Origin of the sequence: Clostridium peptidivorans, from assembly GCF_900205925.1 — a bacterium.
GTDB lineage: Bacteria > Bacillota > Clostridia > Clostridiales > Clostridiaceae > Clostridium_AK > Clostridium_AK peptidivorans.
The window spans coordinates 299,160-325,162 of sequence record NZ_OAOD01000001.1; the positions used below are offsets into that span (position 1 = coordinate 299,160).

Annotated in this window: 23 protein-coding genes and 1 pseudogene; 6 read left to right on the forward strand and 18 right to left on the reverse strand. The window is 30.1% G+C overall.

Annotation, left to right across the window (positions count from 1 at the left end; translation table 11 throughout):
• Position 1 precedes the first annotated feature (1 nt).
• The 3 genes from CRN98_RS01605 to CRN98_RS01615 form a co-directional block, all read right to left on the reverse strand.
• Positions 2-844, reverse strand: a complete 843-nt coding sequence (locus tag CRN98_RS01605; protein ID WP_097025662.1) for an ABC transporter permease — start codon at positions 842-844, stop codon at positions 2-4.
• A gap of 85 nt (positions 845-929) precedes the next feature.
• Entirely contained in the window at positions 930-2,027 is a 1,098-nt protein-coding gene (locus CRN98_RS01610) for an ABC transporter substrate-binding protein (RefSeq protein ID WP_097025663.1), read from the reverse strand.
• A 17-nt stretch (positions 2,028-2,044) separates the two neighbouring features.
• Positions 2,045-2,848 carry a histidinol-phosphatase HisJ family protein gene (locus CRN98_RS01615; RefSeq protein WP_097025664.1) on the reverse strand — a complete coding sequence of 268 codons (804 nt, stop codon included), beginning with the start codon at positions 2,846-2,848 and terminating at the stop codon, positions 2,045-2,047.
• Between the two features lie 408 nt (positions 2,849-3,256).
• Between CRN98_RS01615 and CRN98_RS01620 the strand changes: the two genes are divergently transcribed.
• Positions 3,257-3,751, forward strand: coding sequence for a DUF2127 domain-containing protein (locus CRN98_RS01620; RefSeq protein ID WP_097025665.1), 495 nt, complete (start codon positions 3,257-3,259; stop codon positions 3,749-3,751).
• A 121-nt stretch (positions 3,752-3,872) separates the two neighbouring features.
• Here CRN98_RS01620 and CRN98_RS01625 read toward each other — a convergent pair whose 3' ends face one another.
• From CRN98_RS01625 to CRN98_RS01670, 9 genes are all read right to left on the reverse strand, one after another.
• Positions 3,873-4,811 (reverse strand): metallophosphoesterase, encoded by a 939-nt coding sequence (locus tag CRN98_RS01625; protein WP_097025666.1) that lies wholly within the window; start codon positions 4,809-4,811, stop codon positions 3,873-3,875.
• Between the two features lie 296 nt (positions 4,812-5,107).
• On the reverse strand, positions 5,108-5,827 hold the full coding sequence (locus CRN98_RS01630) for an MBL fold metallo-hydrolase (RefSeq protein ID WP_097025667.1): 720 nt from the start codon (positions 5,825-5,827) through the stop codon (positions 5,108-5,110).
• Between the two features lie 615 nt (positions 5,828-6,442).
• Positions 6,443-7,378 carry a nucleoside hydrolase gene (locus CRN98_RS01635; RefSeq protein ID WP_097025668.1) on the reverse strand — a complete coding sequence of 312 codons (936 nt, stop codon included), beginning with the start codon at positions 7,376-7,378 and terminating at the stop codon, positions 6,443-6,445.
• Between the two features lie 431 nt (positions 7,379-7,809).
• The gene (locus CRN98_RS01645) at positions 7,810-8,529 is read right to left on the reverse strand and encodes a Crp/Fnr family transcriptional regulator (RefSeq protein ID WP_097025670.1); all 720 of its coding nucleotides are present in this window, start codon (positions 8,527-8,529) and stop codon (positions 7,810-7,812) included.
• A 699-nt stretch (positions 8,530-9,228) separates the two neighbouring features.
• Positions 9,229-9,927 (reverse strand): LbetaH domain-containing protein, encoded by a 699-nt coding sequence (locus tag CRN98_RS01650; protein WP_097025671.1) that lies wholly within the window; start codon positions 9,925-9,927, stop codon positions 9,229-9,231.
• Between the two features lie 337 nt (positions 9,928-10,264).
• Positions 10,265-11,173, reverse strand: a complete 909-nt coding sequence (locus CRN98_RS01655) for a sensor histidine kinase (RefSeq protein WP_097025672.1) — start codon at positions 11,171-11,173, stop codon at positions 10,265-10,267.
• A gap of 221 nt (positions 11,174-11,394) precedes the next feature.
• A complete protein-coding gene (locus CRN98_RS01660) occupies positions 11,395-12,147 on the reverse strand; it encodes an ABC transporter permease (protein WP_097025673.1) in 753 nt (250 codons plus the stop codon).
• Positions 12,140-13,060, reverse strand: coding sequence for an ATP-binding cassette domain-containing protein (locus tag CRN98_RS01665; protein ID WP_097025674.1), 921 nt, complete (start codon positions 13,058-13,060; stop codon positions 12,140-12,142). The genes CRN98_RS01660 and CRN98_RS01665 overlap by 8 nt, the downstream gene beginning before the upstream one ends.
• Positions 13,061-13,178: 118 nt before the next feature.
• Entirely contained in the window at positions 13,179-13,880 is a 702-nt protein-coding gene (locus tag CRN98_RS01670) for a response regulator transcription factor (protein ID WP_097025675.1), read from the reverse strand.
• Positions 13,881-14,125: 245 nt separating this feature from the next.
• Between CRN98_RS01670 and CRN98_RS01675 the strand changes: the two genes are divergently transcribed.
• Together CRN98_RS01675 and CRN98_RS01680 are read left to right on the forward strand one after the other, a co-directional pair.
• On the forward strand, positions 14,126-14,545 hold the full coding sequence (locus tag CRN98_RS01675; RefSeq protein ID WP_097025676.1) for a MarR family winged helix-turn-helix transcriptional regulator: 420 nt from the start codon (positions 14,126-14,128) through the stop codon (positions 14,543-14,545).
• 3 nt (positions 14,546-14,548) lie between these two features.
• Entirely contained in the window at positions 14,549-15,751 is a 1,203-nt protein-coding gene (locus CRN98_RS01680; RefSeq protein WP_097025677.1) for an MFS transporter, read from the forward strand.
• A gap of 402 nt (positions 15,752-16,153) precedes the next feature.
• On the opposite strand, the gene CRN98_RS01685 is transcribed toward CRN98_RS01680, so the two are convergent.
• Together CRN98_RS01685 and CRN98_RS01690 are read right to left on the reverse strand one after the other, a co-directional pair.
• A complete protein-coding gene (locus CRN98_RS01685; protein WP_097025678.1) occupies positions 16,154-17,032 on the reverse strand; it encodes an AraC family transcriptional regulator in 879 nt (292 codons plus the stop codon).
• A gap of 427 nt (positions 17,033-17,459) precedes the next feature.
• Positions 17,460-17,870, reverse strand: coding sequence for a CGGC domain-containing protein (locus tag CRN98_RS01690; RefSeq protein ID WP_097025679.1), 411 nt, complete (start codon positions 17,868-17,870; stop codon positions 17,460-17,462).
• Between the two features lie 143 nt (positions 17,871-18,013).
• On the opposite strand from CRN98_RS01690, the gene pdxR reads away from it, so the two are divergent.
• Positions 18,014-19,426, forward strand: a complete 1,413-nt coding sequence (gene pdxR, locus CRN98_RS01695; RefSeq protein ID WP_097025680.1) for a MocR-like pyridoxine biosynthesis transcription factor PdxR — start codon at positions 18,014-18,016, stop codon at positions 19,424-19,426.
• A gap of 279 nt (positions 19,427-19,705) precedes the next feature.
• On the opposite strand, the gene CRN98_RS01700 is transcribed toward pdxR, so the two are convergent.
• On the reverse strand, positions 19,706-20,248 hold the full coding sequence (locus CRN98_RS01700) for a PadR family transcriptional regulator (protein ID WP_097025681.1): 543 nt from the start codon (positions 20,246-20,248) through the stop codon (positions 19,706-19,708).
• 300 nt (positions 20,249-20,548) lie between these two features.
• On the opposite strand from CRN98_RS01700, the gene CRN98_RS01705 reads away from it, so the two are divergent.
• Both CRN98_RS01705 and CRN98_RS18175 read left to right on the forward strand, forming a co-directional pair.
• A complete protein-coding gene (locus CRN98_RS01705; RefSeq protein WP_242960773.1) occupies positions 20,549-21,196 on the forward strand; it encodes a biliverdin-producing heme oxygenase in 648 nt (215 codons plus the stop codon).
• 114 nt (positions 21,197-21,310) lie between these two features.
• Positions 21,311-21,517: pseudogene (locus CRN98_RS18175) on the forward strand (IS701 family transposase); the annotation flags it as partial.
• Here CRN98_RS18175 and CRN98_RS01715 read toward each other — a convergent pair.
• The 3 genes from CRN98_RS01715 to CRN98_RS01725 form a co-directional block, all read right to left on the reverse strand.
• On the reverse strand, positions 21,518-22,033 hold the full coding sequence (locus CRN98_RS01715; RefSeq protein ID WP_097025682.1) for a hypothetical protein: 516 nt from the start codon (positions 22,031-22,033) through the stop codon (positions 21,518-21,520).
• Between the two features lie 70 nt (positions 22,034-22,103).
• Positions 22,104-24,200, reverse strand: a complete 2,097-nt coding sequence (locus CRN98_RS01720) for a PocR ligand-binding domain-containing protein (protein ID WP_097025683.1) — start codon at positions 24,198-24,200, stop codon at positions 22,104-22,106.
• A 571-nt stretch (positions 24,201-24,771) separates the two neighbouring features.
• Positions 24,772-25,824 (reverse strand): BtrH N-terminal domain-containing protein, encoded by a 1,053-nt coding sequence (locus CRN98_RS01725; RefSeq protein ID WP_097025684.1) that lies wholly within the window; start codon positions 25,822-25,824, stop codon positions 24,772-24,774.
• Between the last annotated feature and the right edge of the window lie 179 nt (positions 25,825-26,003).

Below are 26,003 nucleotides of genomic sequence, written 5' to 3' on the forward strand. Positions count from 1 at the left end.
ATCATCTCCTAAAATATTTACTCATTTTTTCATTTATCATCATCATTGTTATGGAGGTTATTCCAAGTATTACTGCCAATGCACCAGCCAGCTCAGGTTTAGGCATAATATCTCCAACTACCAAGGAACCAATTCTTATAGTTAATAAATTATAATTTCTTCCTACTAATGCATAAGCAGTTGAGTAAGCGCCCATAGCATTGGCAAATAGAATACTTAAAGTTCCAACTATACTTGGAAGTAAAACTGGCATACCAATTTTAGCCCAAAATTGAGATGATGTTGCTCCAAGCAGCATTGCTGATTGTCTCCATTCTTTTTTTATACCTAAAAATGATGGATATAACAGCATTATCGCTAAAGGTATTTGAAAATACACATAAGTTATAACAAGTCCTATCCATGAATATAAGTTAAAACTACTTAATGAATTTATTCCAAAATGCTTAAATAACAGAACAAACATCCCTGAATTTCCAAGAAGAATAATATATCCAAATGCTAAAGGAACGCCGGAATAATTTGAAGTCATATTTAAAATCGTTATAATTAGATTTTGTCCCTTTACATTAAATTTTGAAATAGAATAAGCACATACTAGAGCAATAACAAGACCAATCAAGCTAGAAATTAAGGATATTTGAATACTATTGATTATTCCTTTTAAATAAAAAGTATTTGTAAGTGCTATTTTATAGTTTTCAAAAGTAAAATTACCGCTGCCACTTTTAAAACTATCTACAATCATCATAATACTTGGTAGCAACAAGAATAATGCAATTATTATTACAAAAGGTAATAGTGATTGTGCTATAAATAATAATGTTTTCTTATTTTTATGCATTTCTCTACCTCTCTCTAATAGAGTTAATTATATTTCAGAAGGTTAGACAACAAGGGATTACCTCTCCTATTGTCTAATAACTTAATTATTTAATATTTACTAAAACTTGCTCTTGCCATAATTGTGGAAGGTCAGCTTTTGTCTTTGTCCATGCAGCATAATTCACTGGTTTAACATTTTTGTATGCTTCTGCTGGCAATAATTTTGCTTTAACATCCTCTGGAAGCTTAACATCTTCTCTAACAGGCTTTGCAAATCCCCTTGCTAAGTTAATTTGCCCTTCATCACTAAAAATATATTCACGAGTTAACATTGCAGAGTAAGGGTGTGGAGCATATTTATTTATAATAGTTGTGTATCCTGTACTAATACTTCCTTCTGCTGGAATACACACATTAAATCTATTGGGATCAATCTTATCTCTATAACCTAATCCATTAAAGTCCCATACTAGAGTAACTTGTACTTCTCCTTTTTCAACACTTGCTAAGTCATTTTTGTTAACAACCAATCTTCCCTGTTTAGCAAGTTTTGCAAAGAAATCAAGTCCTGGTTTTATGTTATTTTCGTCTCCTCCAAAAGCTTTTGCAGCAGCTAAAACAGACATCTGTGATTGATTACCAGCAGCAACATCATCAATAGTTACTTTATAATCTCCATTTAATATATCTTTGAAGGATTTAGGAGGATTTTTAACTGTAGCTTTATTTGTTAAAATAGCCATCGTTCCTGTATAGGCTATCATCCAGTTACCATCTTTATCCTTAGCCCAATCAGGCACGCTATTCCAGTGTGAAGTTTTGTATGGTAATGTTATCCCCTTCTCCACTGCTATTGGAGCAAAGGCTGCACCTATATCACCTATGTCTGCTGTAGCATTTTTCTTTTCAGCTTCATATTTTGCAATTATCTCGGCACTGGACAAATCTGTGTCTCCTATATGATTAACTGAATACTTTGTTTTTATATCATTCCATGTACCCTTCCAGTTTGCCCAACTGTCTGGCATACCTACACTTACAACTTGGCCTTCTTTTTTTGCAAAATTAGTTAATTCTTCAACGCTGATATTTTGTTTTACTTCATTTTTGCCTGCTTCTTCTGCTTTCTTACCACACCCTACTACTGAAGTAGTTAAAACTACTGACGCAATTGCAACCACTAGTACCTTTTTAAATTTCATAAAAAATCCTCCTTAATTTATATGTTAATAAATTTTGGTTTTCTGTTTTTAAATGTTGTAATTTCTTTAAATCCAATTTCTTTAAGTTCCTTTATAGCTTTATCAAAACCTGAACATAAATCCTTTGAAGTATGGGCATCTGAACCTATGGTGATAATCCTGCCCCCTAGTTCAAAATATCTTTCAAGTATTTCCCTGTTAGGATGCATAGAATTAAGATTATATCTTAATCCTGAAGTATTAAGTTCAATGCCTTTTCCTTTACTTAAAATTAGAAGTAAAATTTCATCTATAATATCTTTATAGTCTTGGTACCTTAATACCTTGTTATCAAAGTTACCGTATCTTACTATAAAATCTAAATGTCCATATACATCGCAATTATCAAAATTCTCTATAGTATACTTCATACTTTCCAAGTATGTCCTATACCCTTCATACTGAGTTCTTGTTTTAAACAAATCACCTTTATCTAGTTCTACCCCTTCTAAAGCATGTATGGAACATATTACAAAGTCAAATGGATAAGCTTTTAATAATTCATTATATCTATCGTTTAAATTAGGTTGATAGCCTAGTTCAACCCCTAGTATAATATCAATTTCTTTATATTGTTCTCTAAGCTTCTTAATCTTCTCCATGTATTCTTCATAATCTATTTCAAAGAATATTTCATTGCTTGGATAATCAAAGTCTACATGATCTGTAAATATTACTTCTTTTAATCCCAATCCAATAGCTCTGTTTATAATATCCTCCATTGGTGTATTACAGTCTCCTGAGAATTCTGTATGCACATGATGATCAGTATAAATGCTCATTATTAACCTCCTTGTTATTCAACCTACAATTACATTATAAGAATTATATGTTAAGCGATAATTAAATCAATGTTAATCAATGTTTGATTCATGTTAATTTTATGGTTTTAATTTTGTTTTTATAGTTAAATAAACATAAAAACAAAGTGATGACCATCAAAAAAGCTATACCCGTTCTTTAACTGATATAGCATTAACTATTACAATATATCTTAATCTGCATTAACCTTAATTTATACTTTATCATTGACACTTCTTGTTAACAACCCCTGTGCATTTTTTAATAATTATAGTACAATATTGAAATAATAATCTATGAACCGTAAGTAAGATGGCTACGGTGGTTTTAAATATTCTATCCTTATAAAGATTATTTATATTTTGAACGTTTAATGGAGGTAATAGACTTTGAATAATATAATAAATAGAAGAAATATACATGTAGGTTTCCATATTGGTTTGATTTTAAAGGGCTTGTACGATATAGGGGAAGTGCTATGCGGTATTTTATTGATTTTTCTAACGCCTGAAAGAATGAGTAAACTCATAACATTGATATCAAAGAATGAGTTGCTTGAAGACCCGAATGACTTTGTAATGAATTATCTTGTTTCTTTTAGTCATGTATTCTCAATCAGTATGCAACATTTTACATCGTATTATTTATTATCCCATGGGATAGTTAAAGTTTTAATTTTAATTCTTTTGTGGAAAAAAAAGTTATGGGCTTATCCTCTGTCTTGTGTAATGTTCACGATTTTTATTATTTTACAAACATACCGTTTTAGCCAAACTCATTCCATTATGCTTTTAGCTTTGACACTAATTGATATTTTAATGATTGCACTTACCATTTTAGAATATAGAAATATTAAAACAGATAAAGGCAACAATGAAGTATAAGCGTTATCTGGAGTAATTTTACAATTTCTTATAGGACGAACTAAAGGAACCTCTAATTGGTTCCTTTTAATATTACCATAATATCAACACTATTCTTAAACCTAAATTTATTAAAGTCTTTTTAATCATCACTTGCTTCATTTCTTTTATTATTTCTTAAATCAAATGTTTCGATTGGTTCTGGCCCTCTTAATATTTTTCTTTTTATATGAAGATCACCCTCTAAATTAGTTCTGATCCTCCATTCAATCAACATTATTTTTCCATCTACTATTTCAATACCTTGAATTCCACTTGCTCGGACGCATGAACCGTCATTAAAGTAAGGTAATTCTTTGGCTTTGGGAAAATGCGGTCTATGAGTATGCCCACAGATGATCATAATTTTGTTCATTTCAATCCAATTACTATAAATGCGTTCAATTTTATGAATCTTTTCAGCACTTTTTACAGGGCTTGCAGGATTTATAAACCCTATTGAGTGAAGAAATCTCCAAAAATATCTTACTGTAAGCCTATTAAAACGCCATAACTTGTCATTCATTATGTCTCCTTGATGACCATGAAGAGTTAGTATTTCCTGTCCTGTATTTTTATGTTTAAACACTACTGCCTCATGTAGCGTAATGTCAGGAAATAATTCTATTTCCTCCTCATTATAATCGTCATAGAATTTATAATAATTCTTTTCTACAAAATGTTTATATTTTAAGCATATATTGTGATTACCGTATAACATAATCAATCTATTGGAATCAAAGAACTTTTTTAATAGAGTATATATTTCATCATGTGCTAATCTTATATGTTTAAAATTAGAGTATTCCCAAAGTTCATCTCCATCTCCAACCTCAACATAAGTAAATCCATTATCAAAATAGTATTCTAATGCAAACAAAAAGATATTTTGATTTTTTGCAAATTCATCAGAAGGTGTACTATCTCCCCTATGACAGTCACTGAAAAATATATATTTAGAATTGTTATCAAAGTATTCAATTTTGGCATTATTATAAGCTTCTGTTAATCTATTTTCTGCTAACTTCTTTTTCGATATCATAGCACACCTCTGTTTGACTAATCAAATTAACTTTTGTATTAACATATAAAAATTTAATTATATATGGTTAATCTACCCTCTTAAGTAGGAATATATTTATGTAATATTTTAAAATATATAAGAATTAAATCTAATATTCAAAAAAGTCTCCGTTACTTATGGTACGGTTCAGCCTTTATAATTCTAAACATTTTTTTATAAACAGGAAAAACCCTCGACGGAAACATCGAGGGTTTCATTGGTGGAGGCGAAACGCAGCCTTTAAAATCCACTACTTCACCTTCAACCAAAATTGCTTACTTTTTCTTATGTTGTGATTTTAAATACTCAATAATCTCAGTTTTATTTATAGGTGATGAGTGTCCTGAAAAACAAATATTAAACTCTAAATTCTTTAACATATTTATAAGACTCTCTAACTTAACTGGATCATATTCACAATTATTATAATAGTCCATACCATAAGCATCTCCTATAAATACTACTTTTTCCTCAGGTACATAAACTATTACTGAATCCTCAGAATGAGGTGAAATAACATTCTTTAAAATAACTGTTAATCCTCCCAAGTCTATTTCTAAATCATTTTTAAATACTATATCTGCAGGTATAACTTTTATATCTTGAAGCGCTTTATATTCTTTACGAATATTAGTATCTGCAAATACAATATCTTCTCCCGTTAAAAGACGCTTTTTCATTTCTTCATCTGTCCATTGCCACTTAGACATAACCTTTAATTGTTCATTAGTTATTTCACATGCTATTGTTTTTCCTGCAACTGCATGCATTCCATAAGTATGATCCCAATGCCAATGAGTAATTGCAACATAATCAGGTAACCTTAAACTCAATTTTTCTATAAAATTATTAAATTTTTCAACATGATTTTTTGAGTTTCCTGCATCCACCATTAAAGAATATTTATCTCCTTTAATATACCCAAGCACTGGTCTGTCAGTTTCTCTGTCATTAATAAGATAATAAACCCTTTCTGTAACTTTTGTTAAATCCATAAAACTTTCCACCTTTCTTAATAGAAATTAAAACTCCCCATAGACAAACAATATCATCTAGGGGGAGTTAATTTATATAAAAATCTTTTATTATATTTAAATTAAATTTAATACAAAACATATACTTATCAATATTTTAGTTTAATAAAAATAAGCCTATGTATTATTTTATGTGTATTTAGCGTTATTTTACTTTTATAAAAGAGTTTATATAGAAGATATTGTTCTTAAAATGCACACTCAATAAAGCTCCATACTAGAACTTTAAAGCATCTTAAACTATTTAATTTTAATAGTTTAGTTAAGAACAACTAAAATCATCTCTTCAAGTCTCCTTTTTTTATAAAATAATTATTTTAAATAATATCACATAGCATTTTTACTGTCAATATTTTCATTTGACTTCCTTTACTTTGATAAATTTTATTTATAGCGGATAAGATAAGCTGTAATCTCTTTCTTATGAATTTATCGGCAGCCTGCTGTAAAAATAACGTTTGTTTTTTAATTTATATTCATGTATTTCACCATTGATTCAGAAAAAATGATGGTGTTACAGATTTTTGCTCTCTTTTAATTCTAATTATTTATACATTTTTCTTTAATTATAATGAATTAATTATATGCCTTTATTCCTTCTTCAATAATATCCCAGAATTTTTCCACATCAATGTCTATTGATACATTGCTATTTGGTTTTTTCTTAAAGTAATTGAAATAATCACAGTTTGTTCTGCCATAACTCTGCTCACTTCTTATATCTATCTGTGTAAACATCTCTTTAGTAGTCAGAACCGAAGGATCAATTAAGTACGCTATAGTAACTGGGTCATGTAAAGGGCCTCCTGCCCATCCAAAAACTTCATTTTGGCTTTTGTTAAAAAATGTCATCAAATCAATGAACAGTTTTGAGGCCTTGTTTTGAGTCTTAGCCATACGTTCCATTACTGAAGGCAGGCAAAGAACTTTTCTTGTAACATCTAAACCAACCATCGTAATTTTTCGACCACATGTAAATACAACATGAGCTGCGTCTCCATCTGCCAGAACATTGAATTCCGCAGCTGGTGTCATATTCCCCAACTGATAACAGCCTCCCATTAATACTATTTCCTGAATCTTAGGAAGGATCTCCGGACAAAGCCTGATTGCCATTGCCAGATTAGTCATAGGACCAGTAGTAACAACAGTAATATCTCCTTCAGATTTTAAAAGAGTGTCAATAATATATAGTACTCCATGCTGTTTTTCTACTTCTCTATTAAGAGGTTCAAATTTTGGGCCATCCAGTCCAGAATCTCCGTGGATGTCATCAGCCACTATCTGTTTGTCCCTGATCATCGGATTCTCACAACCTCTATAAACAGGTATATCCAGATTAAGATATTGACATACATTAAGTGCATTGACTACAGTTTTGTCCAATGTTTGATTACCTGCCACCACTGTTATTCCCAATAAATCTATTGCCTGGCTTTTTGCAGCCAGCATAATAGCTATTGCATCATCATGTCCTGGATCACAATCCAAAATTATTTTTCTTTTTATCATTTTATTTCCTCCCTAGTATTCTGTATTATTCTAGTCGCTTGCAGAATTCCGCAAGCGTTGATTCGCCTAACCTTTTAGCCGTTAGGCTTTTATATTTTCCTCCACTATGAAATAATAAATGTTACCACACAAAATAATAAAACATAGAGGAGGAGAACAAACATGTTTTGTCTTAATAAAATTAAACAACTGAATATTTTTGAACAGGTATCTGAATTAAAATACATGACTACTAAACAGCCCGTAAGGTTCATTAAGTTACTTGCTGATAACTTTGATATTAACACCTTTATTCCTAATTCATTTAAAGAACACTATTATTCTAACTTAGGAAAAAATAGAGAATATGAACTTTCTTCTGTTTTATCAGCACTTCTAATCATGCAGATATTTCATATACCTACTACTGTCTTATTAACGATCTTTCTTATTCAGTCTTCTAATTGATCAATTTTATCTGCAATAAGCTCCTTGATTTTTTCGTATTGTACTTCAGTAATAACAATTTTTCTTCCATTTTTCGTTATATAGTTATCATCAACCAATCGTTTTATTGCTCTGGTAACTGTTCGGATATTTAATCCTGAACAATTGGCCAATTCATGCCTCGTCAGATAAATGGTACATTTTTTATTTACAGAATTATATTTATATGACTGTAAAAGTAGATAATAGATTCTTTCCTCGCCTTGTATAAAAAGAAATATTCTTTCCTTTTTTGCCTGAGCCAGTAAATGATGTGTAGCTATTTTTGTTTGTTCCAATACAGCATGAATATCATTCATCATCCACTTTTCAAATTCACCTCTCGATATTTTCAACATCTTGCATTGGGTCATAGTTATCAACGTCGTAATATAAGTATCATAACCCATTAGGAATTCCATGGCTCCAAATATATGAATCGGTTTGTACCATGTGTAATCATATACTATATCATACATACGAAAATCCGTCGCTTTTACTCTTCCCTCAACGAGAATATATACATTGTTAGCACTATCATTTTCTTCAATAAAGTCTTTCTCTTTAGGAAAAGTTACAATTTGAAATGCATCTAATATCCAGATAGGCGCATTAGATAAAATTTTTTCAAGGAACTCCCTATCATTTGAAGGCAAACTTTGTATCAATTTAACAACTTCATTCATAATAATTACCCCTTTTTAAGATCTAGCCCATTTTTCATAGGGCTTTCCACTTGCCTTAGGTGCAACAGACTGCCCAACAAATAGCATCAATACGAAATTTATATTTCATCATTAACGATTACAATAAAATTTCTCAATGCCATAATGGAATTTTCTGAATCATACTTCTTGGTTTTCATCACTGAATTTAGCATGGATTTTTTCTTTTACTTTCATGAAGATAGATTTTTAACAGTATATCGTTTACTTCAGCTTTTCACATAGACAATTTAGTTTATTGCTTGTTGCTTTATGAACATATAATAACACTTAAATTGATGTTAAAAAAGGACAAGTGGCACTTTACGGCAAGAATTAAATTATATTTTGTTTGTATAATTTGTATTCTCAGTAAATTCAAATTTCATCTCACAATGAACATACTTGTACTTGGATATACCCTCTAACTACCTGTGTATGCTATGGACTTTCCCATTACGAGTTCACCCTTGCTGGGAAAACAAAAGAGGCAGTTACTTTTTAGTAATTACCTCTTTAAATAAAATACTTTTGCAGAATTATAGCAATAACTTTTCAACCTCTTTCCAGCTAAAACACCTTTGTCCTGTCCAGCTCTTATTCCAAGCATATTCCTTGCCAAAACATATTTTATGTTCAGCATTAGTGCTTAAAAGATTAGCTGAATAACTATGATTTTGTCTAATTGTGAATTAAGGTATTATGATTGCAACAAAGACCGCAACTACAACGTGTATCACCAAATTTCAAGTCGTAAACTTCTGAAAGCTCTACATTAACTTTAATAACCTTTTCTGCAAAATCTGATTGTTCCTTTGGTACTTCTAAAAGATTATCTGCCTTAGCCTGTGTATTTATAATTGCACCAATTGGAACATATCTATTTGCAGCTATCCTAATTCCTCCTGTTACAATTGCTCCAGTATCAATATAGCAATTGTCCTCTACTATAGCGTTAAATATAATTGAATTAAACCCAACAAATGTATTGTTTCCTACAATAGCTGGCCCATGAATTAATGCTCCATGAGCTATACTTACTTTATTCCCAATATATATTGAATATCCTATACCATTTACAGAGTATTTAGCATCTTTTAGCCCATGAAATATTACTCCATCTTGTATGTTAGAATTACAACCTATATAAAATGGTGTTCCCTCATCTGCTCTTAGCACTACATTAGCAGCTACAAATACATTCTTTTCTATTGTTACATCACCTATTACACTTGAAAATGGTCCTATAAATGCACTTTCACTTATTCGAGGATATATACCTACAGGATTAAATGAAGTAATAGGATTTTCTCCAATAAAGTAAGCATATAAATTAGTTGGTCCTATTGGCTTATAATCTTTTTTTACACTATTACACATTATAACTTTCTCCTTAAATTAATATTATATTATATTAAACTTAATATTAATTTGTTAATCATTCTATAAATATAAAAATCCACTATAACACTTTATTTTAGTTATGGTGGATTTTACTATAAAACTTGCTGACTTTTTAACTTACATTATTTTAAAGAGTTTATATAATCAATAGGCATATATATTACACTATCTTTACCTTATTGATAAAAACCTCCCTTACTTATGATACGGTCCATTGTTTCTAATCCTAAAACTTTTATAGTAGTTATGTCGTCATAGACTACTAGTGTGTACTCAATTATAGTATCTCCGTATGCTAATCATAACATTGATATTATTCTATGTATTTCCATTCGCATATTATAGAAACCCTATTTTGTTCAAACTTTGAGGTTATAACTCCATCCATCTTTTCCATTAAACTTTTTGCAATAGAAAGACCAAGTCCTACTCCTTGTCCTTTTCTCACCTTATCTGCCATATAAAATCTATCAAACATACGTAATACATCTTTTTCATCAATGCTTGTACATATATTGGAGATTTTTAAAATAACTTTATCTTTAGATTCTTCTAAATTTATTTCAATGTCTTTTTCTGCATATTTTAATGTATTAGAAAGTAAATTATCTATTATTCTCTCTAAGCTGTCTTTATCACTCATTATAAAAATTGATTTATCCAAAATATTTATCTTTGGTTCAAGTCCCTTGCTCTGAAAAGCTTCATAAAGTGATAAAATTTCATCACTTACCACATTAGTTAAATTTACTTTTGTCATATCTAGTTCATAACCTTCACCTTCTATTGAAGCTAACTCAAAAAAATCATTTATAAGCACATTTAACTTATTAGCTTTATTTTTAAGTATATCCAGTGCTTCTTTTTTATCTATTTCATCATTTTGAAGTAATTTTAAATATCCTACTATTGAAGTTAATGGGGTTCTTAAATCATGAGACATATTAGCTATTCCTTGTTTTAATGTGTTTTCAAATATTACCTTTTCTTGTTCATTTCTTTTATAGAGTTCTAAGTACTCATTAACCTCACAAGCAAGTTCTTCTATATCTTTATCTGCTATTTGAGTATTAATCTTTTTACTTGTTTTTCTCTCTTTAAAGTCTCTAATCTGATTAGTAATATCTCGTATTTGCCTTTTATATGCAAATAATTTAATACACATTACTATTGAAAATATAATTATAAAAATCATAAATAAAATAATAGCTAATAAATACATCTCAATTCTCCTAATTTATATAATAAATTTTTTATCCGATGACTACCCGCTCTAATACTCCCATTGCACTCTGTGAAAGCGATTCGCACCAAATCAGAGGTTTGGGCTCTCTGCTTTTCTTAAAAGTGGGAGTAAAGAGCGTTTACGTCCCTGGATAACGATTTCTAAACTTTAGTGGGATTAAAAACTCCCTCTGAAGTCAAGACCTCTGTTTATCTTAATTACTTAATATCCTCATGTTTTACATATAATAGACTTGCTACAATTGTTATTATAAATGTTACAATTGATGAAATTATTCCAATTATGATATATGATTTTGGTGCAAATTGGGCTATTGCTCCTTGACCAACAATAAAAGGACATGCGTATGCAACTATAGTTGAAACAGGTGATTCTAAACCTGATACAAAAAACAATAACATAAATAAAATTGGTGAAACAACTGTGCACAAATTATTCCTTGTTACTATGGCAATCATGACAACTATAGATATTGTTGCTACATTATACATTATTCCAATAACAATTATTCTAATTAAAAATAATATAGTATTATAATTTAAAGCTTCACAAAATCCATAGTTGACTGAAGCATATATAACTAAAATTGTTGTGTAAATTAATTCTAGAAATAAAGAGGATATTGTAAAGACTATTAACTTACTTAATATAACTTCACTTCTCTTATATCCATAAATAAAACTTTTACTCATATTATTTTTTAAGTCTTTAGCAATAAATTCTCCTGCAAATAAAGCAAATATAAAACTTGTAAATAAAATATATTGAAATGCATAATGTATTGAATACATTCCATTTACAAGTTCAGGATGTGCACCTCTTAATCTTTGCGCATCTGAATCAAAACCTATCATCAAAAAAAATGAAGTCACTAATGCCAAAAATATCATTCCAATAAAATACTTACTTTTTCTTAATTTATAAAATTCTCCTCTAATTAAATTACTCATTATCTTCTCCTCCAACTAGCTTAGTAAAATAATCTTCTAGAGATTCACCCATTTTCATTATTTCTTTAATTCCTATGTTATGCTTAGCTAAAGCCAAAGCAATCTTTTCTCCATTAAATTCATCATATATTCTTATAATATTATCTGAAAAAACTTCATAATCTTTTATTCCAAGTTCATTTTCTAGAATAATTGAAGCAACTGAAGAATCGTTTATTTTGAGGTGAAGATACATTCTACATTTATTAGAAAGTTCACTTGCAGTTATTTCTTCAATTAATTTTCCATCATTTATAAAACCATATCTATTTGAAATTTGAGTAAGTTCAGATAATATATGACTTGATATTAAAATGGTAGTTCCTCTTTCTTTATTTAATTTAAGTAGAAGTTCTCTTATTTCTTTTATTCCAATTGGATCTAATCCATTTATAGGTTCATCTAAAATCAAAAGTTCTGGATCGCTTAATAAAGCCATAGCAATTCCTAATCTTTGTTTCATTCCTAATGAGAAATTTTTAGTTTTTTTCTTCCCTACATCATTAAGTCCCACTAAATTTAAAGCCTCATCAATACATTTAGTTCCTGGAATCCCCCTTTGAATTCTGATAAGTTCAAGATTTTCTTTTGCATTCATATTAAGATACAGGTCTGGTGATTCTATTAATGCCCCAATTCTTCTTCTTTCTTTTATAACCTCTTTCTCTTCACTACTTCCAAATAGCTCAACTTGTCCCTCATTAGGTATAACAAGTCCTGTAAATACCCTAATCATAGTTGTTTTACCAGCACCATTTTTTCCCACAAATCCATATATATCACCGTTTTCAATGTTAATTGATACATTATCTAGTACCTTTCGCTTCTTATATATTTTTGTGATGTTACTAGTTCTAATTACATATTCATTCATTTTAGACTTTACCTCCTCTTATAAATCATGCTTTTATAATAAAGAATATTTTATAAGAAACCTTTGCTAAAACCTTTCAAAAGTATTAAATCTTTTTTATAGATATTTTTTATATTAACTATTTCCTTAATCTATACCCCATTGCCCAAACTGTTTCTATGTAATCTTCACCTCTACTATTAGCTCTAGATAGCTTATTTCTTAATCTACTTACATGTACATTTACGGTATTATCCTCACCTAAAAATTCTTCTCCCCATATGCTTTCAAAAATATTGGCTTTACTGTACACCTTATTAGGATTAGTTAATAATAACTCTAATACTGAAAATTCTCTTGCTGTTAATGTAACTATGGCTTGTCCAACTTTCACTTCCTTACTTTCTGTATTTAAAGCAATATCTTTATAACTCAAAATGTTATTCCTATTTTCCTCATCTGTAGAAAATTCTAAATATCTTCTCAGATTAGAATTAACTCTTGCAACCACTTCATCTGGATCAAAAGGCTTACAAATAAAATCATCAGCTCCCTTTTCTAATAATTCTAGCTTAGTCTTTTTAGATGTTTTTGCACTCACAATAATGATTGGAGCTTTTGTGATTCTTCTTATTTTTAATATTGCTTCTTCTCCACTAAGGCCTGGAATCATCAAATCTAGTAAGATCATATCCCACCTTTCATTTTCTACACACATTAAAGCTTCTGTTCCTGAAAAAGCCGCTCTAGATTTATATCCCTTATTTTCAAAAATGCTACAAAGTAATTTATTAATATCATTGTCATCTTCAACTACTAAAATCCTAGCTCTTTTATCCATAATTTATTCCCTTCTAAATCTATATAAATTTATTTTTTATTTTGTAATTTCTATATGAATATTTTACCACAACCCATTTCTTCATTCTTGGTAAAATACAATTATACTAAGTTGAGTAGAAAACAAAGACAAAAAAGTCTTCTTAAATGCAGAATCAGTTTCTTGACATTAGAGAAAAGAAATAATATAATTCCCTAGGGTAATAGTTAATAAAGGTAACTAATTATTTTTTGGGAGGTATCGAAATGCAAGGATTATTTCAACGTTTTTTTTCATTATATCGTCCACTTGTAAATAAGCTGAATGAGTTACTAGGTGAATATGATCTTTCTTATTCTTTATGGCAAGTCATTTATTATTTAAAAAATAACGGGCCATCCGCCCTTGTAGATATCGCTAACTACTATAATATAGAAAAGCCAAGTGTTACTAAGAGAGTTAATAGTTTAGAGGATAAACTGATGGTTAGAGCAATATCAAGTAAGGATAAGCGTGAAAAAATCATTAAGTTAACGGAAATGGGAGAAGAACTTTACAAGGTGTGCCGTAAAAGAATAACCGAATTGGAAGATGATGTGATGAAAGATATTGCTGAAAATGAACAAATCATCATATTTGAAACACTTTGTAGAATGAAAGCAAATATTACAAATGAGGAGAAATAAAAAATGAATAAACCTAAGTTATGGACAAAGAATTTCTTGATTGTTTCCACGGCAAACTTTTTTCTTTATTTTACATTTTACTTATTGATGGTTACCATAACCATATTTGCAACAGAAAAATTTCATGCTTCGCCTAGTGAAGCAGGTTTAGCGTCCGGCATATTTGTTATAGGACTACTTATTTCACGTATTTTTACCGGGCGATATATTGATCAAATTGGATGGAAGAAAACGCTTTATATTGGATTTGTTCTCTTTTTAATTACTACATGTTTATATGTTTTAGTAAATAGTATGGGATCCCTTTTGATCGTTCGTTTCTTGAATGGCGCTGCTATGGGGATTGCTTCTACAGCAACAGGAACAATTGTGGCAAAAATTATTCCAAATGAACGTCGCGGAGAAGGCACCGGTTATTATGCATTAAGTCTTACTGTTGCTGCGTCTATTGGACCTTTTTTAGGAATGTTTATTACTGAGCATGCAACCTTTTACATGAATTTCATCGTCTGTATTGTTTTCTTAGCCTTTAGTTTTATTGCTGTATTTTTTATAAAAATTCCGAAATTAGAATTTACGAAAGAACAATTGAAAAGTAGGAAAGGTTTATCTTTGCACAATTTCTTTGAAGTAAAAGCTATTCCAATTTCAATCATTTCTTGCATAATTGCTCTTGCTTATTCAAGTATTCTTACTTTCATTACCACCTATGCTAAGGAAATTAATTTAGTTGATGTGAGCAGTTTTTTCTTTATTGTTTATGCGGTATTCGTTTTAGTTTCAAGACCTTTTACTGGTCGATGGTTTGATGAAAAAGGTGAAAATTTTGTTATGTATCCAGCTATCTTATTGTTTGCTATGGCTTTGTTTTTTCTTAGCCAAACTCATAAAGGTTTCTTTCTTTTATTAGCTGGGGCTCTATTAGGTCTTGGATACGGTACCACTTCTTCTAGTGTTCAAGCAATTTCAGTGAAAGTTTCACCAAAGCATCGTATAGGATTAGCAACTTCTACAAACTTTATCTTTCAAGATTTAGGCGTAGGCATTGGACCATTCATATTAGGTTTTTTTATTCCATTAATAGGTTATCGTGGATTATATATGATGATGTCAGCAGTGCTATTGGTTTGTCTTTTCTTATATTATTTGTTGCATGGTAGAAAAGCAATGTATGTAAATGAAGATGTTAAATCAAAGTCAGCCTAAATAGATGAGGGCCTTTACCAGTTGCCTAAGTAACTAGAATTGTATACTATATGGTGTTAAAAGCAAGAAAAAAGTGCCCCATCCTGCAAAGAGTAGCACTTTTTCTTAATTAATCTTCAATTAATTTCATCCAATAGCCCTAAAACAAAATAAATGTTCTAAGACTTAGCTTAGTGTTACCAGCACTAAGCTTTTCTTATTTATATTATATCAAATTTTTATAAAAAATAAGCCTATATAATTGTTATATTTAAGAACGTCTATCTTAGTAACATATAAATTGAAATTTATCGCTCTAAAAATTCCACATCAAAATTTGAATCGACATATTTCACAATATAAGAACTAAGAGAAGCACCACGCCAAAGCACAATGCTTCTCTTATCAACATTAGCACATTTTCTATTTCTTCTCAACCGCTACCCAGATTTCGCAGCGATAGTCTGAGGATGACACATCTGCCGATGGATATGCTTCAAAATCAGTTCCTCCGCATGGCTGATATTCACTTGCCGGGAAAAATTCGCTGTAAATCTGCTGATACAGCTTCTGGAATGCTTCCGGCATCTTTCCTACACAAGGGAATACCACATAGGTGTGTGCCGGAATCTCCTTCACAATCAAATCCTTTTCCTCTACCGGTGCTCCGTTATACATTGCGCCGATTGCATATGGAAATTCTTCGTCCGTGGCATCCTTACCAAAGCTGGCTCCTACAATACAATTTCCAAAAATATTGTCCTCTGGAATGTACTTACATAATGCTGGAATTGTACCATCCATACTACACTGCTGCCAGAATTCCGAAATCTCTGCTGTCGTTAGTTCCTGGTTACAGGAAACCTTTTTCTTTCTCATGACCAGTTTAAATGCTTTCTTTGTTTCGATTCTATAATCCATCGTATTTCCTCCGTTTAAAATAAGTTTTACGGAAAGACGGGAAAAAGATTTCAAAACTGCACTGTTATTTTTTGCCTGCGAAGGTGCTATTCCATGAAAACGGGTAAACGCCCTGCTAAAACTTTCCGGTGTATCGTAACCGTACTTCAATGCAATGTCGATGATTTTGTCATCGGAACTAAGCAATTCACTTCCGGCAAGCGATAATCGCCTACAACGAATGTATTCCCCCAATGTAAAACCACATAAGATACTGAATACACGCTGAAAATGAAAACTTGAGGAATACGCACGCTTCGCCACCTCTTCGTAATCAATGGGTTCCATGATGTGGTCCTCTACATAGTCAATTGCTCGTTGTATGCCTGCAATCCAATCCATCGTCTCTCTCCTTCCGTATAGTCTTATCTTAAAGGATTGTAGATGTTCTCTCTTGACTTTTTGTGCTGCTAGGTGTTGTGTTCAAAAAGCTTTTTCATCCTTTTTTACAAATTCCTATTTATCTATTACTTATACACTCTTTATTATAACATATTTTGTAAATCCAATATGCAAATTACATACTAGATTTTTGATTCTAATATAATACTTTCGCTAACAAAAATAGCCCTAGGCAAACTATATCAATACCTAAGACTAGTTTCCTCATTTACTTATGGTACGGTTCTCCGTACCCTGTATAAAGGAGGCCTTTCTGTAAAGAACATACTAGAACAGATTCCTTCATTCCCTTTAATTCTTCACAGCATTTTAGCTCTAGAGAATTTCTCTAAGGTTTATTTAAGATTATTATTTGTCTTTAAAACTTCTAGTAATTTTTATATATACCTTTTTTTCTTTTATTTTCTGTATTTTCATATATGTACGACTTCTCTACTACATTTTTGTATCCTTTTTTTAGAATAATACTTTTAATATAGTCAACATGAGGACATCTATCAGAATGATGATTATCAGTTACCATACAAGATGACAGGTGAATAAAAACATCATCTTTATTTATACTATTAAATATTCTAGACTTTTTAGCAAAATGTTCTAATTTTGCTGCTACACTTTTTCCACAACATCCACCACAAGTAAAAGAAATATATCTTATATCGTCTTCATATTTTTCAAACATTCCCTCTTTATTATAAAAAGCATTAGTACAGGCAATACCACTACATCTTCTATGTGTAATGTCACACTGAATAATAACAACATACTTTACATTCATGTTAATTCCTCCCTTTAATTAATAAAATCTACTCTATATATTACAATACTTTGAACTCTATTTGAGAATAGTATATCATAGTATTGTATATATCGTTAGATACAGTTATTGTTTAACTAATAGGTACAGTTTGGAGGTATGTTATGAACGAGATAATACTTAATCTAGAAAGAAATTCTAATGAACCACTATACATACAACTTTACAAATATCTTCGTGAAGAAATAAAAGCTAATAGAATAAAAAGAGGTACTAAACTACCTTCTATTCGTTACCTAGCAGATTATCTGAATGTCAGCAAAATTACAGTAGATAATGCATACCAACAATTATTAGTTGAAGGATATATAGAAAGTAGACAGAGAAGTGGAATGTATGTTCAACAGATTGAAGGAATGCTATTTACACCACTAGAAGTTAATAAAATGAATATTTGTCCGACCCCATCTTTTAATCGTATCAAATATGACTTTCATTATGGAACTATTGATACTGAGAGTTTTGACTTTAATATATGGCGAAAGTTAACTTCTCAAGTTTTAAAATCATCCCAAGAAGAACTTCTTCAGTGTGGAGATCCTCAAGGAGAATTGGATTTTAGAGAAGAAATAGTAAACTATCTTAGATTATCAAGAGGTGTATTATGCTCATCTAGTCAGGTGATAGTCACATCAGGTACTCATAATTCCTTACAGTTATTGTGTGAGCTAATAGACTATGATAATAAATCAATAGCCATTGAAGACCCCGGATGGAATAATTCCAAGTTTATCTTTCAGAAAAACAACTTTAAAATAACTCCTACTCTCCTTGATAAAGATGGTATCTGTTTAAAAACGTTGAGAGAAAGTTCCCCAAAATTTGTTTATGTTACTCCTTCTCATCAATTTCCATCTGGAATAGTTATGCCTATTACAAGAAGACAAAACCTCTTAAGATGGGCTAAAAATACTAAAGCATTCATCATTGAAGATGACTATGATAGTGAGTTTCGTTATATCGGTAGACCTATTCCCTCCTTGCAAGGTCTTGATGATGATGAGCGTGTTATTTACCTCGGTACATTTTCAAAGTCTCTTGCACCTTCTTTACGTATAAGTTATATGGTTTTACCTAAGAAATTGCTAGATAAATATAAACAGAATATGTCTATGTACGAACAACCAACCTCAAGATTAAATCAAAAGACTCTTCAATTATTTATGTCTAATGGTTACTGGGAACGACATATTCAAAAGATGCGTAAAGTCTATCGTAAAAAATACAATACATTAATAAAATCGATAGAATATTACTTAAATAATAACGTTAGATTAATTGGCGGGAATGCTGGCCTACACATACTTTTAGAAATAAGAAATGGTATGTCTGAAGATATGATTATTCAAAAGACAGAAATGGCAGGTGTGAGAATATATCCAACTTCAAAATACTGGATAACCCATAGTGATTTAGACTACCCCATTTTCTTAATAGGTTTTGCAGCTCTAAGTGAAAATCAAATAAGAGGGGGAATAGAATTACTTGGAGACGTATTAAATAGTAATGAATCATGAAAAAATACTAATATTGCCTTTAGTATAATAGCTGAGGACAATATTAGTTATTCATTAACTTTTTATCTTGATGTTAGTATAAAAGTGTTGACAATCCATTAAGTGTTGTAGTGGTTTGTTAACATGTCTTTTAATTCTTTATTAAATATTTTCCATATTCTCTTCCCATTTTATATTACCAAAACATACATACTTTAATACTAATCTTTATAACGGTGTTTATTAGCCTTTATTAAGTTAAAGGAAGCTCAAAAGGGCTTCCTTTATAATTTAGAAGATCTATACTTCTTCGGTGTTAAGACGGAAACTTTCCCTAAGGCTTTTCACACAGGACAGGTCTTCTTTTAGTAAAGCTGATCTCCTTTTTATGGCAAAAGCTATACCATTATGACTCTTGTGACCTTTAGGGGGGGTTTGGATTATAGCTTTATATTCTTCAATGATCTTTTCTAGTTTTTCTATTCTTTTATCTAAACAAGATATTACTTTTTCTTTTGGTAGCTTATCTAAAAATAGAAATGCAACATCGCCAGAAAAGTTGATTTCATCTACATTTTTTAAACTGCTTTCCATTAACTCTAAAAATAAGGTCTCACCTTTTTCTGTTATAGAAAAAACTTTTTTTGTGGGATGGTTTTCTGTTTGTTCTTCCTTCATTTGAATATATCCTTCTTCTTGAAGCTTGTTTAGTATAGCATAGGCAGTGGGTTTCTTTAAAGGAAGTATGCAGCTCATATTATTTTCAATAAATTCGTTTATTTGATAACCGTGTTGACTTTGAAATTTTAATAATCCTAATAATAAAAGATGTCTATCACCCATAATTTATATTTAATGAGGGATACTATTATTAATAAGTATAAAGCCTCATTAAAATTCAACCCCTTTCTATATTGTCTAACTTTTCTACGTAAGGTGATTCTAAGACTTAGATGGAGTGAATATGAGTAAAAGCTTACTACATATGAGTCTTAGAAAAATTTACCCAAGGTATATCTACTGGGTAAATGATTTAATCTTTATTATAGTCATACTTGACTATAATGTCAAAAGTGCTATAATGAAATCAATCAAGAATGACTACTCAATAATAATTAGTTTTATTTAAAAGGAGATAATAATATGAGTAAAGAAAAATTAATGTTAAATATACGTGAAAATACAAAAGATCTACATGCTATGGCTGAATCTACTGGTTTTATTAAGAGATTATTTGCTGAAAAGGCATCAAAAGATAGTTATGCAGAATATCTATTTAACTTATATTTTATTTATAAAACTATAGAAGAGGAGATGGATAAGAATAAAGATAATGAAGTAATAAAACCTTTTATTTATGAGGAATTAAAAAGAGGTAAGGCTATAGAAAAGGACTTAGAGTTACTTTTAGATGAAAAAATGAAAGAGATAATTCCATTAAAATCTACTGAAGTTTTTGTTAATAGATTAAAAGAAGTGTCTAAAGGTCAACCAGAGCTATTAGTAGCCCATGCTTATACAAGATATTTGGCGGACTTATTTGGAGGAAGACAGATGTTTTCTCTTATGGAAAACTACTATAAGGTTGATAGGGAAGCCTTAAACTATCATGTTTTTGAAGGAATAAAAGACATAAGATCTTTTGTTGGGGTATACCACAATAAGCTTAATGAGATTAACTTACCAGAAGAACTTCAGGATAAATTTTTAAATGAGGTGAATTTAACTTATTTATTTAATGTAAGTGTATCTGAGGAAATGGAGTTTAAGCTAAATAAATCAGAAAAGTAAAGATAACATGACTTAGACAGAAGAATTTATATATCAAAGTCCAATTTAAACAAACTATATAATAAAAGTAAGAAAATTCTAATATTTTTCTTACTTTTTTGTTATTTTTCCCTTATTTGGTGTGATAGTTGGTATAGTTGTAAAGCTATTTTTAATAGTTCCATAAAAGCTGGCTACAGATACATCGGTGCTCTTAAAACTAATAGAATAATTTATCCTAAAGGTCATGAAAGATTAGGAATAAAACTCCATAAATTTGCAACGGCACTAAATATAGAGGACTTTAACCTAGTCACCGTTAGAGGCCAAGAATACTATATCTTATAAACAGGATATAGCTAAAGGTTTACCTCTTTTGCAATATTGATTTAGAATGTACATAATATAATCACCTTTGTCAAACAGTCTATTACTATTGGGATTACCACAAACTTTAACCATTTCGCAAATTGGAACTGTTAATCGACTATTTTGAGCTAGTGATGTATTACATATATAATTATTAATTACCTTCTCTATACTGTATTTCTTTATATTACCTAAACACCACCAAGACGATATTTGTGAGTAGTTTGGGTACACGTCAAAATCTTTTGTAACATAAAATACAGGAGAATTTGAAACAAGATTTTCCGTTGAATTATCTTTAATAAGTTCATTGTATAATTTGTTTTCTGTTTCGCCTAAACAATGTTGAAACTCTTTGGGAATACGGGTTATATCCTCGTCAGTGATTCTTATATCATATGATTTTTCATTTTCTCCATCACAACTTCCTTGATGAACAAATAATTTGAACTCCTGCCCAATATTTTTACATTTCTCAGCAAGCAGCATATAACTCTAGTTGAGGTCTAAATCCCATTTTATAGATTGTCCTAAGTTACTAAATTACAAAGGCTACATGTTAATTAAAATAAATATCAGAAAACTCAATGTTTACCTTTTCTACATTAGAGTATTCGCTTTTTTGCTTATTATTTAAAGTTTTAGCTTTATTAGTGCAGAATTCCATGTTAGAGGGAAGTTTAACTATGAATTCACTGCCTTCGCTATAGCTGCTTTTAACCTCGATTGATCCATTATGCAGTTCTACCAGTGCTTTTACAAGGGATAATCCAATACCGCTACCTTCCTGTTCCCTTGTAAAAGATTTATTTACCTGTTTAAAACGTTCGAATATGATATTTAGCTGATCTTCTTTAATTCCTATACCGGTATCCTTTACGGAAAAGGAAATACCATTCCCCATATCTTTTAAAGATATATTAATAATTCCAGGTGGATTGCTAAATTTAATTGCATTTGATAGTAAGTTTAATACAATTCTCTCAATTTTATCAGGATCACAACACATTATTTTTTCTTCAATATCTGTATCAAAAACCAACTCTAATCCTTTGCTTTGTATATATGGTATTACAGAGAGTGTTATATCCTCTATTAAATTAACAATATTACACTTTTCCATACTCAGCTCTAAAAATCCTGCATCGAATTTAGTAATATCAATCAAATTGTTTACTAATCTTAGTAATCTATAGCAATTTTGTTTTATACTTTTTTTACAATTTACTAATTGAACGTTATTTTCATTAGGTGAATTATTATAATATAAGTCAGCTAATTGTATTGAACAAAATATTATGTTTAATGGAGTTTTCAATTCATGAGATATATTTGCAAAAAATTCTGTTAAGCTTTTCTCTTCATTTTTTCTTTTTGTTATATCTAAGCCAATACCAATAATATTTTTAAATATGCCATCTTCATTTTTTATTAATTGAGTATTCCAAAGTATAGTAACTAATGAACCTTGCTTACTATAAAAAGATTTTTCAATTTGAGTTGAGAATATTTCTGGGCTTAGTGAACGAATGTAGTTCAATATTTCATTGCCATCTTCTTCTTTAAAGATAGTATTCATCCATCCATAACCTAAAACTTCTTCAGCAGGATACCCTGAAAGCTTTTCTCCATATTTATTGAATTGAACTAGAAAACCATCTTGGTTCCAAACACAAATTATAACATTTGCATGATCTATTATGGTTTTAGAAAAAGTTTGTTCATTCTTTAATTGTTCTTCAGTATTTTTTTGATAAGATAGATCTGTTAAAGAACCTGACATTCTTACGGGAACGTTTTTATGATTCAATATAGCAGCCCCACGTATTAAAACCCACTTATATTTATCATGCTTAGCTTTAATTCGAACCTCCTGTCTAAAATGGCTATTATGTCCTTGTAAGTGGAAGTCCAATTCTTTTATGAAATACTCTCTATCTTCAGGGTGAATAAATTCCTTATAATTGTGGCGGTAAAGGTTAAATTCAGATTTCGTATAACCTAAAATCTGAAGTAACCTATCTGAAGCATAGAAAGTATTTTCTATAATTCTGTAATCCCATATTCCATCATTAGAACCATATAGCGCAAGTTCATATCGCTCATCAGAAAGCATAAGCTTTTTTTGAGATTCTAAAATTTTCAGTTGACGTAAACCTAACTCGCTAACAATTTCCGAGAGATGTTTTAGAAACGCAAGCACTTTTTCATGCTCTTCTTTATTAACAATTGGAATTTCATCTAAAGCTTTTAGGTAAGCATCTTCATCAAAACCAAATTCTTTTGCTTGCATCCGAAAGAATTCTTTATCTGGTTTTTCGAAAAAAATTTGGCCGCTAAAGATAGTGGCAAGAAAGATTCCCTCTAATACAATAGGTGTCCCGATATCTATCAAACCATTTTTGCATTTATGATTTATAATAACGTCTTTATTTTTTAGCTCTTCTAGCATGAATATATCACTTTCAATACACCTGAGTTTAGATTTAGGATTTACTCTATGAAACTTTGTACACATATCTCTCCAACCTGTTGTGGTGAGAATGGTTCCATCTCTTGAAACAATTCCAGAAGCAATACCAGTTGAGTGATAAAAGCTATCTAATAATTTTTGAAGCTGATTAATATCTACAAGATCTGTTAGTTCGTATTTCATAATATCCCCCCGAAAATACAAATGAAATTAATACATGATCTCTGTAATTTATACAAAATAATCTATTTTTCTATTTATCATGTTAATATATTCTACATTTAACTAAAAAGTCCTTTTTAAAAATATTACTATTATTATAGCTAGTATATTATTAATAACCTATTATAGATAAAAGAAGACTTATCTTTCTCAAATTGAATTGCTACATTGACATGTGAACAGAGTAAGTCCACTCGAATTGTCAGTATTCTTTTTGGATGAACGTTAATAACAATAAAAAAAAGCACCCATCCTCCCGAGATTAGTGCTCTTCTCTAGAATTAAACGTTAATTTAAATTCATCCAATAGCCCTAAAACAAAATAAATGTTCTAAGGAAGCTTAGTGTTGGTAGCACTAAGCTTTTCTTATTTATATTATATCAAATTTTCATAAAAAATAAACCTCTATAGTTTTTATTTTTAAATTTTCACTTTATTAAATTATAAATTGGAATTTATCGAGGTACAGGTTATTCTCATAATCTTCCCAAAAAACTGAAGCAATAACTAATTATACCATGAATAGACATTTCAAAAATCTAATGCATGGTATCCGTCTATCATCTTCTCTAAAACTTCAGCAAACAGTTTAGGCAACAAGTCTGTATTATCTTCTTTATCAGATAGATACTCTATTATAACATCAGAAACCCTCTTAATTACTGCTGCACCTTCATCAAAATAGACTGCTGACTTTGTCCAGTAATCATTTTTTGTTTCATCTCCTAAATATCTAAGCATCCTACTCATTTTATCAAATCCACCTTTAAATTCAACGAAGTCGGGCTCATCAATTCCCTTAATAGCATTTGGAATTGTTGGAACTGTACCGAAAAACTCTACCATATTAGTCAATATTTTATCATACTCTTCTTTGCTAATCTCATCCTTCCATCTTGGAAGTTCACTGATAAACTTTTCAAACCCTTTATATCCGAGAAAACCTGTTGTTGGATTTAAAAATGAATCTTTTTTCCTTGCAAGAGCGTCTTTGGCAATTTGAATCTTATCTCTTTCTTCAATCATTCTAATCGTGCATATTGTATTTTCTTTGCTTAAACCAGGATAATTACAATTCATAGCATTACGTAGTTGGATATAAGAGAGTGAGAGGAGCTCTAACCTACCACAATCGTATAGATAAATACTTTGTTTTTCATCATCGTATCCAACCATAAGTATATAATGAAAAGGAATATGTTCCTTATGGTACAACTTTTCAAAATATGGAAGGTAAAACATATCTATAGCTCCCAAAACCACTGGATATCCAGAATCAATTTCGGATTTGGCTTTTATTAATGCTTTTTCAAAACTCCTGTATTCATGATGCTTGTATTCAAAACCAACAATTGGTGCCAAAAATTCATACATCTTTTTTGTTCGTCCATCTCCTAAAGCCACCATCCTCTTTAGTTCAGCTTTTTGAGTTTTTAAATAGCAAAACGAACCAAACCCTGATAGAAGAAAGAAAAAATTGTTTGGCAAGCATTCTCCTGTTTTATTCACATATATATCTTCTATCCCATTCCACATGCATTCATAATCGTCAAAATGATGCTTTATATCAATTATTTTTCGCATATTACATCTCCTAAAACTTATATTTTTGTTGCAACACAAATATAATAAACCCTCGTGCGATATAAAATGTACCCTATCGGATAGACACTTGAAAAAAGTCTACCCGGTAGGGTATTTTATCTATAATAGAGTAAATAAAGAAATGGGTGGGTTTAATGAGTAATAAGATATTTACACAA

What these genes read in the sequence shown, in the direction of transcription:
- pdxR (WP_097025680.1), top strand. Translation starts at nt 18,014, where the DNA reads ATGAACGAGATAATACTTAATCTAGAAAGAAATTCTAATGAACCACTA.
- CRN98_RS01715 (WP_097025682.1), bottom strand. Translation starts at nt 22,033, where the DNA reads ATGCTGCTTGCTGAGAAATGTAAAAATATTGGGCAGGAGTTCAAATTA.
- CRN98_RS01655 (WP_097025672.1), bottom strand. Translation starts at nt 11,173, where the DNA reads ATGTATTTATTAGCTATTATTTTATTTATGATTTTTATAATTATATTT.
- CRN98_RS01665 (WP_097025674.1), bottom strand. Translation starts at nt 13,060, where the DNA reads ATGAATGAATATGTAATTAGAACTAGTAACATCACAAAAATATATAAG.
- CRN98_RS01645 (WP_097025670.1), bottom strand. Translation starts at nt 8,529, where the DNA reads ATGAATGAAGTTGTTAAATTGATACAAAGTTTGCCTTCAAATGATAGG.
- CRN98_RS01700 (WP_097025681.1), bottom strand. Translation starts at nt 20,248, where the DNA reads ATGGGTGATAGACATCTTTTATTATTAGGATTATTAAAATTTCAAAGT.
- CRN98_RS01635 (WP_097025668.1), bottom strand. Translation starts at nt 7,378, where the DNA reads ATGATAAAAAGAAAAATAATTTTGGATTGTGATCCAGGACATGATGAT.
- CRN98_RS01690 (WP_097025679.1), bottom strand. Translation starts at nt 17,870, where the DNA reads ATGAATGTAAAGTATGTTGTTATTATTCAGTGTGACATTACACATAGA.
- CRN98_RS01720 (WP_097025683.1), bottom strand. Translation starts at nt 24,200, where the DNA reads ATGAAATACGAACTAACAGATCTTGTAGATATTAATCAGCTTCAAAAA.
- CRN98_RS01610 (WP_097025663.1), bottom strand. Translation starts at nt 2,027, where the DNA reads ATGAAATTTAAAAAGGTACTAGTGGTTGCAATTGCGTCAGTAGTTTTA.
- CRN98_RS01725 (WP_097025684.1), bottom strand. Translation starts at nt 25,824, where the DNA reads ATGCGAAAAATAATTGATATAAAGCATCATTTTGACGATTATGAATGC.
- CRN98_RS01670 (WP_097025675.1), bottom strand. Translation starts at nt 13,880, where the DNA reads ATGGATAAAAGAGCTAGGATTTTAGTAGTTGAAGATGACAATGATATT.
- CRN98_RS01675 (WP_097025676.1), top strand. Translation starts at nt 14,126, where the DNA reads ATGCAAGGATTATTTCAACGTTTTTTTTCATTATATCGTCCACTTGTA.
- CRN98_RS01705 (WP_242960773.1), top strand. Translation starts at nt 20,549, where the DNA reads ATGAGTAAAGAAAAATTAATGTTAAATATACGTGAAAATACAAAAGAT.
- CRN98_RS01685 (WP_097025678.1), bottom strand. Translation starts at nt 17,032, where the DNA reads ATGGATTGGATTGCAGGCATACAACGAGCAATTGACTATGTAGAGGAC.
- CRN98_RS01630 (WP_097025667.1), bottom strand. Translation starts at nt 5,827, where the DNA reads ATGGATTTAACAAAAGTTACAGAAAGGGTTTATTATCTTATTAATGAC.
- CRN98_RS01660 (WP_097025673.1), bottom strand. Translation starts at nt 12,147, where the DNA reads ATGAGTAATTTAATTAGAGGAGAATTTTATAAATTAAGAAAAAGTAAG.
- CRN98_RS01680 (WP_097025677.1), top strand. Translation starts at nt 14,549, where the DNA reads ATGAATAAACCTAAGTTATGGACAAAGAATTTCTTGATTGTTTCCACG.
- CRN98_RS01625 (WP_097025666.1), bottom strand. Translation starts at nt 4,811, where the DNA reads ATGATATCGAAAAAGAAGTTAGCAGAAAATAGATTAACAGAAGCTTAT.
- CRN98_RS01650 (WP_097025671.1), bottom strand. Translation starts at nt 9,927, where the DNA reads ATGTGTAATAGTGTAAAAAAAGATTATAAGCCAATAGGACCAACTAAT.
- CRN98_RS01605 (WP_097025662.1), bottom strand. Translation starts at nt 844, where the DNA reads ATGCATAAAAATAAGAAAACATTATTATTTATAGCACAATCACTATTA.
- CRN98_RS01615 (WP_097025664.1), bottom strand. Translation starts at nt 2,848, where the DNA reads ATGAGCATTTATACTGATCATCATGTGCATACAGAATTCTCAGGAGAC.